7 protein-coding genes are annotated in these 14,380 nt (G+C 73.4%); 6 read left to right on the forward strand and 1 reads right to left on the reverse strand.

Annotated elements, in window-relative coordinates; translation table 11 throughout:
* Nucleotides 1-54: 54 nt before the first annotated feature.
* Nucleotides 55-1,284 (reverse strand): nucleotide sugar dehydrogenase, encoded by a 1,230-nt coding sequence (locus tag OHA65_RS22805; RefSeq protein WP_327284964.1) that lies wholly within the window; start codon nt 1,282-1,284, stop codon nt 55-57.
* Between the two features lie 269 nt (nt 1,285-1,553).
* Here OHA65_RS22805 and OHA65_RS22810 point away from each other — a divergent pair, with 269 nt between their 5' ends.
* From OHA65_RS22810 to OHA65_RS22835, 6 genes are all read left to right on the forward strand, one after another.
* Nucleotides 1,554-3,260, forward strand: coding sequence for a glycerol-3-phosphate dehydrogenase/oxidase (locus tag OHA65_RS22810; protein WP_328763397.1), 1,707 nt, complete (start codon nt 1,554-1,556; stop codon nt 3,258-3,260).
* 161 nt (nt 3,261-3,421) lie between these two features.
* A complete protein-coding gene (locus OHA65_RS22815) occupies nt 3,422-5,950 on the forward strand; it encodes a protein kinase domain-containing protein (protein WP_405762342.1) in 2,529 nt (842 codons plus the stop codon).
* 143 nt (nt 5,951-6,093) lie between these two features.
* Nucleotides 6,094-8,991, forward strand: a complete 2,898-nt coding sequence (locus OHA65_RS22820) for a protein kinase (protein ID WP_405762344.1) — start codon at nt 6,094-6,096, stop codon at nt 8,989-8,991.
* A 114-nt stretch (nt 8,992-9,105) separates the two neighbouring features.
* Complete coding sequence (locus OHA65_RS22825; protein ID WP_329314334.1) at nt 9,106-10,770, forward strand: protein kinase domain-containing protein; 1,665 nt, start codon at nt 9,106-9,108, stop codon at nt 10,768-10,770.
* A 126-nt stretch (nt 10,771-10,896) separates the two neighbouring features.
* Entirely contained in the window at nt 10,897-12,525 is a 1,629-nt protein-coding gene (locus OHA65_RS22830) for a succinic semialdehyde dehydrogenase (protein ID WP_405762346.1), read from the forward strand.
* A gap of 11 nt (nt 12,526-12,536) precedes the next feature.
* On the forward strand, nt 12,537-14,321 hold the full coding sequence (locus OHA65_RS22835) for a GMC family oxidoreductase (protein ID WP_327284970.1): 1,785 nt from the start codon (nt 12,537-12,539) through the stop codon (nt 14,319-14,321).
* Nucleotides 14,322-14,380: the final 59 nt, after the last annotated feature.

Consider the following 14,380-nt stretch of genomic DNA (forward strand, 5'->3'; position numbering starts at 1 on the left):
TCGCCGCAGGCTAGCAGCCCGTTGAGACATCCGCGGGTGGGATTTCCGGCGAGGTCAGAGCCGGTGGGCAGCGCCCGGCGGGCTGGCGCCCCGGGTGTCCAGCAGCAACTGTGCCTTCACCGCGAGCCCTTGGAGGTCGTACGTGCGGTGCTGCTGGAGCAGGATCGTCAGATCGGCGTTGGCGGCGGCCTCGTACAACGATTCGGCACGGGGGACCGGACGGTCCCTGACGCGCCATCCGGCGATGTACGGGTCGTGGTAGCTGACCAGCGCCCCGAGGTCCAGGAGGCGGCTGGCGATCTCGCGGGCCGGGGAGCCCTCCTGGTCGCCCAGGTCCGGCTTGTACGTGACGCCGAGCAGCAGGACCCGGGCCCCGCGGGCCGATTTGCCGTGCTCGTTCAGCAGGGTGGCGGAGCGCTGGATGACGTACTGGGGCATCCGGCCGTTGATCTCCTGTGCCAGTCCGACCATGCGCAGGGGGTGGCCCGGGGTGCGGGTGGTGTGGGGGAGGTAGTTGGGGTCGAGGGGGACGCTGTGGCCGCCGACCCCCGGGCCGGGTCGGAAGGCCTGGAAACCGTACGGCTTGGTCTCGGCGCAGCGGATGACGTCCCACAGGTCGACGCCGAGGTCGTGGCAGAGCACCGCCATCTCGTTCATGAGGGCGATGTTGACGTGCCGGTAGTTCGTTTCGAGGAGCTGGACGGTCTCGGCCTCGCGCAGCCCGCGGGCGCGGACCACCTTCTCGGTGAGGCGGGCATAGAAGGCGTGCGCGGACTCGGTGCAGGCGGGGGTGAGGCCGCCGATCACCTTGGGGGTGTTGGCGATGCCGTGCGTCCGGTTGCCCGGGTCGAGGCGGCTGGGGGAGTAGGCCAGGTGGAAGTCCCGCCCTGCGCGCAGTCCGGAGCCGGCCTCCAGGACGGGCCGCAGGTAGTCCTCGGTGACGCCCGGGTGGGCGGCGGATTCGAGGATGACGGTGGTGTGCGGGCGCAGCCGGGCGGCGAGCGTGCGGCCCGCCTCGCCGACGGCGGACAGGTCCAGCGCGCGGTCGGCGCCGAGCTGGGTGGGGGCGCAGATGACGGCGGTGCGGACCCGGCCGAGTTCGGCGGGGTTGGTGGTGACCCGGAAGCCGGCGGCCGACATGCGCCGGACCTCGGCGGCGGTGAGGGTGGAGTCCGTGGCCGGACCGCTGTCGTAGCCGACCGTCTCGATTCCGGCGGCGACGGCCGCCTGGGCCAGCGGGAGGCCGAGGTGGCCCAGTCCGATGACGCCGAGGTCTGCGGGCATGGGGTGCCGTCCCTTCCCTGACATGCATGAGGAGGCTGGGTGCGCAAGTCCTGTGGACCGTGCGGGTCCGGCATGGAGCTGGCGCGATGTCAGACTAGGCGTATATATGACCGATCTGTCGCATTACGGGGTAGAGGTCACCGTTGTGTTGTCCACAGGCGGTGGCTGATGTGGGTGCGGCGGGTCAGAATCGTGAGCGGGGGATGTGAGCGGGATCACCCGCACCGACCGCACCGAGCGGGGATGACCCGCACCAACGGGAGGCAGCCGTGAGGACAGCGACACTGGGGCCGGTCCAGCGCGAAGAGGCACTCGCCCGGATGGCCGAGCGGGAACTGGACGTGCTCGTGGTGGGTGCGGGCGTGGTCGGCGCGGGCACCGCGCTCGACGCCGCGACCAGAGGCCTCTCGACGGGGCTGGTGGAAGCCCGCGACTGGGCCTCCGGCACCTCCAGCCGGTCCAGCAAGCTCATCCACGGCGGCCTGCGGTACCTGGAGATGCTCGACTTCGCCCTCGTGCGGGAGGCCCTCAAAGAGCGCGGCCTGCTCCTGGAGCGGCTGGCCCCGCACCTGGTGAAACCCGTGCCGTTCCTCTACCCGCTCCAGCACAAGGGCTGGGAGCGGTTCTACGCCGGATCGGGCGTCGCGCTGTACGACGCGATGTCGGTGTCCAGCGGGCACGGGCGGGGCCTGCCGGTGCACCGGCACCTGTCGCGCAAGCGCGCCCTGCGGGTCGCGCCGGCCCTGCGCAAGGACGCGCTGGTGGGGGCGCTCCAGTACTACGACGCCCAGATGGACGATGCGCGGTACGTGGCCACGTTGGTTCGGACGGCCGCGGCGTACGGGGTGCACTGCGCCAACCGGGCGAGGGTCGTCGGCTTCCTGCGCGAGGGCGAGCGGGTCGTCGGGGCCCGCGTGCAGGACGTCGAGGGCGGCGGCGAGTACGAGATCCGCGCGCGGCAGGTGGTGAACGCGACGGGGGTGTGGACGGACGACACGCAGGCGCTGATCGGGGAGCGCGGGCAGTTCCACGTCCGGGCGTCGAAGGGCATCCACCTGGTCGTCCCCAAGGACCGGATCCACTCCTCGACCGGGCTGATCCTGCGCACCGAGAAGTCGGTGCTGTTCGTGATCCCGTGGGGCCGGCACTGGATCGTGGGCACGACCGACACCGACTGGGACCTGGACAAGGCGCACCCGGCGGCGTCGAGCGCGGACATCGACTACCTGCTGGAGCACGTGAACTCCGTGCTGGCGGTGCCGCTGACGCGGGACGACGTACAGGGCGTGTACGCGGGCCTGCGGCCGTTGCTGGCCGGGGAATCCGACGCGACGAGCAAGCTGTCGCGCGAGCACACCGTGGCGCATCCCGTGCCGGGGCTGGTGGTGGTCGCGGGCGGCAAGTACACGACGTACCGGGTCATGGCGAAGGACGCGGTCGACGAAGCGGTGCACGGGCTGGACCAGCGGGTCGCGGAGTGCGTGACCGAGGACGTACCGCTGGTGGGGGCCGAAGGGTACCGGGCGTTGTGGAATGGACGGGTCCGGATCGCGGCACGGGCGGGCCTCCATGTGGTGCGGGTCGAACACCTGTTGAACCGGTACGGCTCGATGACCGACGAACTGCTGGACCTGATCGCGGCGGACCCCGGACTGGCACAGCCGCTGGGCGGGGCGGAGGACTACCTGCGGGCCGAAGTGGTGTACGCCGCCTCGCACGAGGGAGCGCGGCACCTCGACGACGTACTGACGCGGCGGACCCGGATCTCGATCGAGACGTTCGACCGGGGGACGCGGTCGGCGCGGGAATGCGCGGAGCTGATGGCGCCGGTCCTGGGGTGGGACAAGCAGCAGATCGAGAAGGAAGTGGAACACTACGAGAAGCGGGTTCAAGCGGAACGGGAATCGCAGCGCCAGCCTGACGACCAGACCGCAGATGCGGCGCGGTTGGGGGCTCCCGACATCGTTCCGTTGTAACTCCGGGATGCGGAGGGGGGAACCGCGGACCCGGGGCGCCCGTCCGTTGCGGAGTGAGGAACAATGAGGGTTCTGCCGGGGCGGGTTACCGCACGGGTTCTTCCGGAGCGGGCCACCGGGGACCCCGGGGGCTGCCGGAGCAGCGATCGCAGAGGGGACGCATGTCGAAGCCGGAGCACACCGAGTCGCCTGCGGCGAAGCAGGACCGGGCGAAGCCCGTGTCGGCGAAGCCGGAGTCGCCTGCGGCGAAGCCTGCAGTACCGCCTGCGGCGGAGCCGGCCTTGTCCGCCGAGCCGGCGGACGAGGAACCCGCGGCTGCCGCCGAGGGCGCGAAGCCTGCCGGCACGCCTGCGGCGAAGGCTGACCTGACGAAGCCTCCGGCTGCCGCCGAGGGTGCGAAGCCGGACCTGGGCAAGCCTGCGGCCGGTGCCGCCGAGGGTGCGAAGCCGGACCTGGGCAAGCCTGCGGCCGGTGCCGCCGAGGGTGCGAAGCCGGACCTGGGCAAGCCTGCGGCTGGTGCCGCTGAGGGTGCGAAGCCGGACCCGGGCAAGCCTGCGGCCGGTGCCGCCGAGGGTGCGAAGCCTGCCGACTCGCCTGCGGCGAAGGCCGACCTGACGAAGTCTCCGGCTGCCGCCGAGGGCGCGAAGAAGGCCGATACGGCCAAGCCTGCGGGGAATTCCGTCGTCGAGAAGGCCGATGCCGTTGCGGCCGCCGTCAAGGCCGCGGCCGCCAAGGCCGCCGAGGAGGGGCAGGACGAGGGACGGCTGCTCGCGCGCCGCTACCGGCTGCGCGGAGTCCTCGGCAAGGGCGGCATGGGCACCGTCTGGCGTGCCGAGGACGAGACCCTCGGCCGGACGGTCGCCGTCAAGGAACTCCGTTTCAGCACCGGCGTCGACGAGGACGAGAAGCGCCGCCTCATCACCCGGACCCTCCGCGAGGCCAAGGCGATCGCCCGGATCCGCAGCGGCGGCGCCGTCACCGTCTTCGACGTCGTGGACGAGGACGGCCGCCCCTGGATCGTCATGGAGCTCATCGAGGGCCCCTCGCTCGCCGAGTTCATCCGTGAACAGGGCCCGCTGACCCCCCACCGCGCCGCCGAGGTCGGTCTCGCCGTCCTCGACGTGCTCCGCGCAGCGCACGGACAGGGCATCCTGCACCGGGACGTGAAGCCGTCCAACGTGCTCATCGCCGGCACCGGCCGCGTCGTCCTCACCGACTTCGGCATCGCCCAGGTGGAGGGCGACCCCTCCGTCACCTCCACCGGCATGCTCGTCGGCGCCCCCTCGTACATCTCCCCCGAGCGCGCCCGCGGTCAGAAGCCGGGCCCGCCCGCCGACATGTGGTCCCTCGGCGGACTGCTCTACGCCGCCGTCGAGGGCGTGCCCCCGTACGACAAGGGGTCCGCCCTCGCCACCCTCACCGCCGTCATGACCGAGCCGGTGGACCCGCCCAAGAACGCGGGCCCGCTGACCGAGGTCATCTACGGCCTGCTGGCCAAGGACCCGGCCCGCCGCCTCGACGAGGAGCGCGCCCGGGCGATGCTCACCGCCGTCATCAACGCGCCGGAGCCGGCGCCCGCCCCGCTCCTCCCGCCGGCCGTCGAAGAGACCCGGCAGATCTCGCTGGTCGACGCCAAGGAGGCGGCGGCCAAGGCCGCTGCCGAAAAGGCCGCCGAAAAGGCGGAGAAGAAGGAACGCGAGCGGCAGGAACGCGAACAGCGCGACCGCGCCCGCGCGGCGCTGAAGGCGGCCCGCAAGGCCGCGGCGGCCGCAGCGGCGGCGCCCGCGGTCTCGGCGGCCGAGCCCCCGGCGCCCGCCCCGGGCAGGACCTCGCCGGTCGCGGCGCCGCTCACCGACGTCATGTCCCGCCGCACCATCGCCCTCGCGATAGCCGGTGTGGTCGTCGCGCTCGCCGTCATCGGTTCGCTGATCGCCTACATGTTCAGCGGTGACGACCCGGTCACGAAGAAGGACGAGGGCAAGGGCGGTCCGGGCACGAAGGTTTCCGGCAGCCCTGACCCCGGCGCGTCCGCCAAGACGGGCGAGACCAACGCCACCGCGGGCAAGGGCACAGGCACCAGCGCGACCGCCGGCACCGGCACCGGCTCCGGCGGTACCGAGCCGAGCCAGGGGCAGTCCCCGGGCGGGCAGCAGGCCCAGGGTCAGACGCAGGGGCAGAGCCAGGGCCAAGGCCAGGGCCAGGGCTCCACCACGGGCGGCCCGGGAGCCGGGCTCCCCGACGGCTACACGAAGGTGACCGACCCGGGGTTCCACTTCTCGATGGCGATGCCCTCGGGCTTCAAGGTGACGGGCATAGCCGGCGAGAACTCCGGCGCGATATACAGCCGCGACGGCGGCTTTCCGCGCATTCAGGTCGACTACACCGACAGCCCCGGCAACGACGCCCGCGCGGCGTGGGCCGCGGCCGTCGCGGGAGTGGCGAGCTCCAGCACGAACTACCGCACGATCCGCATCGACTCGACGGAGTACAACGGCTACCCGACCGTCGCCGACTGGGAGTTCGAGCGGGAACAGAAGGGCATCAAGGTCCGGGTCCTCAACCGCGGCTTCAAGGTCGACGCGAAGCGCGGCTACGCCATCATGATCAGCTGCCCGGCGGACCAGTGGGACGGCCCGGAGTGCACGACGATGCGCAACACGGCGTTCCAGACCTTCCAGCCGCTGGGCTGACGGGCCACCGGGCTGACGGTCCGCCGGACTGACGGCCACTGGACCCACGAGCCTTCCCAGGCCCGGGACGCGGGCGCCCTGCGCGACGTATCGTGGCAGTGGGGCCATGGGGGACGTGCGCCCCGGCACTCGGGGGAGGCGAAGTGGAGGACTACGCGGGCCGGATCCTGGCCGACCGCTACCGTCTGCCGCTACCGCCGTCGGACGAGTACGAGCTGGTCGAGACCCGCGCCTTCGACACGCGCAGCGGGCAGGAAGTCCTGGTACGGCAGGTGCCGTTACCGGAGATCGTGGATGCCGAGCTGCTCGACGAAGCCCCCGGGCAGGCGCTCCGTCCCGCGGGGCGCCGTTCGGCGGGGGACCTCCCGGCCGTGCGCCGCGCCATCGCCGCCGCGCAGGCGGCCGCGTCCGTGCCCGACCATCCGCGGCTGGACCAGGTCTTCGACGTGTTCGCCGAGGGCGGGTCGCTGTGGATAGTGAGCGAGTTGGTGCCGGCGCGTCCGCTGGCGGCACTGATCGCCGACGAACCGCTGAGCCCGTACCGGGCGGCAGAGGTCGCCGCGGACGTACTGACCGCACTGCGGGTGCTGCACGCGCACGGCTGGACGCACCGGAACATCACGGCCCGGACCGTGTTGGTATGCGATGACGGACGGGTCGTCCTGACGGGGTTGGCGGCGGGCGCCGCCGAAGACGCCCTCTGCGGCTACGACCCGGTCCCCCCGGAGTCCGCTCCCGCCTCGGACGACGCCCCGGGCCGGGGCGCGCCGGGCGTTGGCGCAGCCGTGGTCCGGAGCACGCCGCCCGCGACGGCGCCGGGTGCGCACGCGTCGGGCGGTGGTCCGGGCAATGGTGCAACCCCCGTTGGGCCGAACCCGGGCGGGGCCGAGGAGTGGGCCGTGACGCCCGGTGCGGGAGCCGACCCGGAGGGCGGTTCGGTCCCGGCCGCGCAGGCAGGTGTGGAACTGCAGGCCGAAGACGGTGCGGCCGGTACGGGGCTCGCCGTACGGGGGCCGCAGCCCGGTGCGCAGGCCGGGTACGCGCCGCTCGTGGCGCCCGGGTACGACACCGGGCCGCGGTACTCCGACCACATCACCCCCGGGGCCGCGGGGGAGCGACCCGAACTCAAGGCGGCCGCCCGGGCCGGGGCCATCGCCGCGTACCGGGCCGGGGCGCAGGCCGCCGTCGCACGGGTCACGGAACAGCGCAAGGGCGGCTCCGAGCCCGCGCCGGAGCCGAGGCCGCAGGGGTCGAACCTCCCGCAGGGGTACTCGTACCCGTACGGGGGCCCGGAGAACGGGACGAAGGCGCCCTGGCACGGGGCCACCCCGCGCCGGCAGCCCGCGCTGCCGGCCGCCGGGCAGCCCTCGCCGGAGTCGTCGCTGGAGCCGGAGCCCTCGCCGGAGTCGTCGCTGGAGCCGGAGCCGGAGCCGGAGCCGGAGCCGGAGCCGGAGCCGGAGCAGGAACAGGAACAGGAGCCCGGGGCGACGCCCGCCCCGGCGCCGGTGCGCCCCGCGCTGCCCGCGCAACTCGCCCTGCCCGAGGGGTACCACCAGGCCGAAGCCCCGGCCCCGACCGCCTACCGGACGCCGCGCGGCTCCCACGACCCGACCCCGGTCCCGCGGCCGACCATGGCCTCCTACTTGCCCTCCGAGGACCCGGACGGCCAGACCCGGCCCGCCAGGCCCGCCCGGTCGGCCGCCGAACTCCGCCCCGACCGTCCCCGGCCCGGGCAGGCCGTGTTGCCGGGGAGCGAGGTCGAGGGCCCGGCCGCGACCTCGCACCTGCGCCCCGGCTCTTCCGGCTACCCCGGCCCGTCCGTGCCGCACGCCGAGGCCGCGGGCCGGGGTTGGGGCGAAGGGGGGATCCGGAGCGGGTTGGATGCCGAGCGGGCCCGGCAGACGCGGATGGCCGTCGTCGGGGCCGTCACCGAGCGGTGGGCTCCCGAGCAGGCCGGGTCCGTCGCGGGGCCCTGGCAGTTGGCCGCGCCCGTCGGGCCCACCACCGACCTCTGGGGGCTCGGCGCGCTGCTCTACCGGGCCGTGCAGGGCCATGCCCCCTACCCCGAGGACAGCGTCACCGAGCTCGTCGACATGGTGTGCGCCGAGCCCCCGGCCTTCGCCGAGGAGTGCGGGCCGCTGCGCCCGATCGTGGAGTCGTTGCTGCGCCAGGACCCCACCGAGCGCCCCGACTTCGAGGAGCTCCGCGGCTGGCTGCGTTCGCTCGTGCGGTCCGCCCCCGAACCGGACGGTGGCGTCGGCCTCGCGGCGCTCCCGCTGCCGGAGCCGGATCCCGCGCGGCTGCCCGTCGTACGCCGACGGGGCGACCTGCACGGCCGTCACCGCAGTACCGCCCCTTCCCGCAAGCCGCGTTCCCTCGGGCGGAACCTGCTCGTCGGCGTACTCGCCCTGCTCGCGGGGGCGGTGGCGTACGCGCTGCTCTTCCTGCCCCGGGCCGGGGAGCAGGGTCAGGGTGCCGTAGCCGAGTCCCCCGTGGCGCAGCCCTCCGCCTCCCCGTCGCCTTCGGCCAAGCCGAGCCGGACGCCGCAGGCGTCGCAGACGCCCCAGTCGGCGCCCGCTCCCGGGCCCGCGCCCGCCGGTTACACCACCCAGCAGGACCCCGAGCACTTCGAGATCGCCGTTCCGGGCGGCTGGGAGCGGCGCGGGATCAACGAGGCAGGGCAGGTCCGCTACACCGACGGGGAGTACGTCCTGACGGTCGTTCCCGGCCGGGACAAGGTGGACGGCAATCCGGACCCGGCGACGTACCAGAAGGACAAGGAGCCCGAGCTGGCTCCGTACCGGTCCTCCACCTGGGCCAGCGGCGGCGACGTCAAGACGACGAAGGTCGGTCAGCAGCTCCGTGTCACCGGCCGCTACACGTGGATCGACGGCAACGGCCGCAGCGTCGTCGCCCGGAACTTCGTGGTGGCGCTCGGCGGCAGCTACCACGTCGTCATGGTCACGGGTCCCCAGGACGGGGAAGGTAAGGTCACCGAAGTCTTCGAAAAGGCCACGGCGAGTTACCGCGCGGGCGGGTGACGGGCAATCAGTACGGCGATTGCGTCACAGTGCTACCGGAACCGCGCCTTCACGGTTCCGGGAGCCCCGAGCGCTCCGTAATCTGGCCCGAAGTGCACAGAGTGGCGGGGTTTCGTGGAACAGCAGACAGGTGCGGGCGCGGTGCTCGCTGGCCGGTACCGGCTCGTGGAGCCCATCGGCAGCGGCGGCATGGGCAAGGTGTGGCGCGCGCATGACGAGCTGCTGCACAGGACCGTCGCCGTCAAGGAACTGACGGCGGGTCTGTACGTGGCCCAGGCCGACCGGGAGGTGCTGCACGCCCGGACCCAGAAGGAGGCCCGGGCCGCGGCCCGGATCCAGCACCCGGCGGTCGTGGTGGTCCACGACGTGCTGGAGCACGACGACCGGCCGTGGATCGTCATGGAGTACATCGACGGGCCCTCCCTCGCGGAGGCCGCTAAGGCGGCCGGCCGGATCGAGCCGGCCGAGGCGGCCCGGATCGGCCTGCACGTACTGGGAGCACTGCGCGCCGCGCACGCGGTCGGTGTCCTGCACCGGGACGTCAAGCCGGGCAACGTGCTGCTCGCCAAGGACGGCCGGGTCCTGCTCACGGACTTCGGGATCGCCGCGATCGAGGGCGACTCCTCCATCACGCGGACCGGCGAGATCGTCGGCTCCATCGACTACCTGGCCCCGGAGCGGGTCACCGGCGGGACCCCGGGCACGGCCTCCGACCTGTGGTCGCTGGGCGCGACCCTGTACACGGCCGTCGAGGCGCGTTCGCCGTTCCGTCGGACCTCGCCCATCTCCAGCCTCCAGGCCGTGGTCAACGACGAGCCGCCGGCGCTGCGGCAGTCGGGCGTCCTGGGACCGGTCATCACGGCCCTGCTGCGCAAGGACCCGGCCGAGCGGCCGTCGGCGCAGGAGACCGAGCGGATGCTGATCGAGGCGATGGAGGGGCGGGCGCCGAAGGCGGCGCAGGCGTACGTGCCCACGCGCGCGGTCACTCCGCAGGAACTCGCCGACGCCCAGGAGCCCGACACCGCGGGCACCGACCCGCGGGCGCAGGCCGAGTCCGCCGCGAGGACGCCGTCGACACCCGATGCGGCGCGTACGGCGGCCCTGCCCGAACAGCCCGGGCCGGTCCCCCCGGCGGGGAGTCCGGCGACGGGCGGCGGCCGCATCAAGCGGGCCGCGGCCGTGGCCCTCGTGGCGGCGCTGGTGGGCGGCGGTGCCGTCTTCGGCGTGCTGAAGTTCACCGGGGACGGCGAAGGGGGCGCGGGCGACGGCTCCGACAAGAACGCGAGCGCCCCCGACCAGCAGGGCGGCGATGACGCTGCCCCTCCGGCCGGCTACAGCGAGGTCACCGACCCGGCGGGCTTCACGCTGTTCGTTCCGGACGGCTGGAAGCGCCAGATGGACGGCGACCAGATCGACTACACCCCGGACAACGGGAAGCACTTCATCCGGATCGCCTCCGACGCGACGCCGGACTACGACAACCCGTACATGCACCTGCTCGACCTGGAGAAGCAGCTCAAGCAGCGGACGGACTACAAGCGGCAGAAGCTGAACCAGAACACCTTCCAGGACAGCACCCGCGCCGCCCTGTGGGACTTCACCTGGACCGAGAAGGGGGCGCACGCCGGGCCGCGCCGGGCCATCGAGCAGATGTACATCGCCCCGGACGGCACCGAGTACGCGGTGTACATGTCGGGTCCCGCGGCCGACTGGCAGACCACCCGCGCCCAGTTCGACAACGTGCTGAGCGGCTGGGCCCCGCCCCCCAAGAAGGGCTGACCCGGCCCCGGGGAGCGGCTCGCCGCGGGGCTTGCCGGCCATCCTGCCAGCGATCGCTGGCGGAAATGACAAAATCCGGTTACCGACGGGTACCCAAAGCCCCGCGGGCGGAATACGCTCACCGCCATGACGGACTCGCAGGCCCCGGCCCCCCTCCGCAGCGCACCGCAGCCCACCAACCCGGTCGCCGCCGCCCCGGCCGGTGCCCGCACCGCAGCCGACGTGGTGACCCCCGACCTGGTCACCCGGCTCACCCGCGGAGTGATCGGCTCCGGCCGGACCGCCAACCACACCCCCTTCACCGGGGCCAAGCTGGCGGACCTCCCCGAGGCCACCCCCGAAGACGTCGCCGAGGCCTTCGAACGGGCCCGCGCCGCCCAGGGCGCCTGGGCCGCCGTCCCCGTACGCAAGCGGGCCGCCGTGCTGCTCCGGTTCCACGACCTGGTCCTGGCCCGGCAGGCCGAGGTGCTCGACCTCATCCAGCTGGAGACCGGCAAGGCCCGCCTGCACGCCCACGAGGAGGTCCAGGCCGTAGCCGTCGCCTCCCGCCACTACGGCCGCAAGGCCCCCGGGTACCTGCGCCCCAAGGGCCACACGGGCGCCATGCCCACCCTCACCAAGGTCACCGAGCTGCGCCAGCCGCGCGGGGTCGTCGGCCAGATCGCCCCCTGGAACTACCCCCTCGAACTGTCCGTCGGTGACGCGCTGCCCGCCTTCGTGGCCGGCAACGCCGTCGTGATGAAGCCCGACACCGAGACCGCGCTCACCGCCCTGTGGGCCCGTGACCTGCTGATCGAGGCCGGACTGCCCGCCGAGGTCTTCCAGATCGTCCTCGGCGAGGGACCCGTCGTCGGCCCCGAGGTGGTCCGGCACGCCGACTACGTCTCCTTCACCGGCTCCACGCGGACCGGCCGCGAGGTCGCCCGGGGCGCCGCCGCCCGCCTGGTCGGGGTCTCCCTCGAACTCGGCGGCAAGAACGCCATGCTCGTCCTGCACGACGCCGACGTGGAGAAGGCCGCCGCGGGCGCCGTCCGCGCCTGCTTCTCCTCCGCGGGCCAGCTGTGCATCTCCATCGAGCGGCTCTACGTCCACGCCTCCGTCGCCGACGCGTTCGTCGAGCGCTTCGCCGCCCGTACGAAGGCCATGCGGCTCGGCGCGTCCCTCGCGTACGGCGCGGACATGGGCTCGCTGGTCGGCGAGCGCCAGCTGGAGACCGTACAGCGGCACGTCGACGAGGCCGTCGCCAAGGGCGCCACCCTCGTCGCGGGCGGTACCGCCCGCCCCGACATCGGCCCGCTCTTCTACGAGCCCACGATCCTCGACGGCGTCCAGGCGCCGATGGCGGTCTGCGGCGAGGAGACCTTCGGCCCGGTCGTCTCGATCTACCGGTTCACCGACGAGGACGAGGCCGTCGCACAGGCCAACTCCACCGCGTACGGGCTCAACTCCAGCATCTGGACCAAGGACGCCCGCCGCGGCCACGCCGTCGCCGCCCGCCTGCGCACCGGCACCGTCAACATCAACGAGGGCTACGCCCCCGCCTACGGCAGCGCCCAGGCGCCCATGGGCGGCATGAAGGACTCCGGGCTCGGCCGCCGCCACGGTTCCGAGGGCATCCTCAAGTACACCGAGGCGCAGACCGTGGCCCACCAGCGGCTGCTCCCGATGGCGCCCTCGCTGGGCATGGACGACGAGAAGTACGCGGCGTTCATGACCCGCAGCCTCAAGGTCATGAAGGCCCTCCGACTCCGCTAAGGGGCAGCACCGTGTCTGAGTCGTACGACTACGACGTCATCGTCATCGGATCGGGCTTCGGAGGGTCGGTCTCGGCACTGCGGCTGACCGAGAAGGGGTACCGGGTCGGCGTCCTGGAGGCCGGGCGCCGGTTCACCCGCGAGAGCCTGCCGAGGAACAGCTGGGACCTGCGGAACTACCTGTGGGCCCCGGCGCTGGGGCTGTACGGCATCCAGCGCATCCACCTGCTCGGCAACGTGATGGTCCTCGCCGGCGCCGGAGTGGGCGGCGGCTCGCTCAACTACGCCAACACCCTGTACGTGCCGCCCGCGGCCTTCTTCGAGGACCGGCAGTGGGCTTCCATCACCGACTGGCGCGAGGAGCTCGCCCCGTACTACGACCAGGCCAAGCGGATGCTCGGCGTACGCCTCAATCCGACGATGACCCCCTCCGACGTCCACCTGAAGGCCGCCGCCGAGAAGATGGGCGTGGGGGACTCCTTCCACATGGCCCCGGTCGGCGTCTTCTTCGGCGACGGCGCGGACGCCGAGGGCGGCTGCGGGGCCCGCCCCGGCCAGGAGGTCCCCGACCCGTACTTCGGAGGTGCCGGACCCGCCCGCAAGGCGTGCACCGAGTGCGGCGAGTGCATGACCGGCTGCCGGCACGGCGCGAAGAACACCCTCAACGAGAACTACCTGCACCTCGCCGAGCGCGCCGGCGCCGTCATCCACCCGATGACCACCGTCACCGCGCTCGCCGAGCACCCCGAGGGCGGCTACCGGATCCGCACCGTCCCCACCGATGCCCGCCGCCGGGGCATCGCCAAGGAGCTGCGCGCCCGGCACGTGGTCGTCGCGGCGGGCACGTACGGCACCCAGACGCTGCTGCACACGATGAAGGACAACGGGCTGCTCCCGCGGATCTCGGACCGGCTCGGCGAGCTGACCCGGACCAACTCGGAGGGCCTGGTCGGTGCGCAGACCGACGACCGCCGCTACCGCAGGCGCCGCGGCGCGGGCCCCGCCGGGGAACCGCGGGCCGACTTCACGCGGGGCGTCGCGATCACCTCGTCCGTGCACCCCGACGCCGACACCCACATCGAGCCCGTCCGCTACGGCAAGGGCTCCAACGCCATGGGGTTCATGACCGTCCTCCAGGTGCCGTACGGAAAGAACCGGGTGCGGGCCTGGTTCGCCCGGACCGCGAAGCACCCGGTGCAGCTGGCCCGCTCGCTGTCCAACCGGCGCTGGTCGGAGCGCACGATCATCGGGCTCGTCATGCAGTCGCTGGACAACTCGCTGACGACGTACCGCAAGCCCGGCGGCCTCGGCAAGGGCCTGCTCACCGCCCGCCAGGGGCACGGCGCCCCGAACCCGGTGCAGATCAAGGAGGCCACCGAGGCGGCCACCCTGCTGGCCGAGGAGATCAACGGCTTCGCCGGCAGCAACATCGGCGAGCTGATGGGCACCCCGCTCACCGCGCACTTCCTCGGCGGCTGCCCGATCGGCGCCTCCGCCGAGCAGGGCGTGGTGGACCCGTACCACCGGCTGTACGGGCACCCGGGCATCTCGGTGGTCGACGGCTCGGCGGTCTCCGCGAACCTCGGGGTGAACCCGTCGCTGACGATCACGGCGCAGGCGGAGCGGGCGATGTCGTACTGGCCGAACAAGGGCGAGCAGGACCCGAGGCCGGAGCAGGGTGCGGCCTACGCGCGCCTGGCAGCGGTGGAGCCCGTCCGTCCGGTGGTTCCGAAGGAGGCGTTCGGCGCGCTGCGGCTGCCGCTGCTGCCGGTGCCGGAGGTTCCGAAGAAGCCGTGACCGCGTGACACGTGTACCGGCGGCGGGGTCTGCGCTCCCCCTCCGAGCGCAGAACCCGC

It is taken from the genome of Streptomyces sp. NBC_00045 (assembly GCF_045041095.1).
GTDB lineage: Bacteria > Actinomycetota > Actinomycetes > Streptomycetales > Streptomycetaceae > Streptomyces.

What these genes read in the sequence shown, in the direction of transcription:
- OHA65_RS22830 (WP_405762346.1), top strand. Translation starts at nt 10,897, where the DNA reads ATGACGGACTCGCAGGCCCCGGCCCCCCTCCGCAGCGCACCGCAGCCC.
- OHA65_RS22805 (WP_327284964.1), bottom strand. Translation starts at nt 1,284, where the DNA reads ATGCCCGCAGACCTCGGCGTCATCGGACTGGGCCACCTCGGCCTCCCG.
- OHA65_RS22815 (WP_405762342.1), top strand. Translation starts at nt 3,422, where the DNA reads ATGTCGAAGCCGGAGCACACCGAGTCGCCTGCGGCGAAGCAGGACCGG.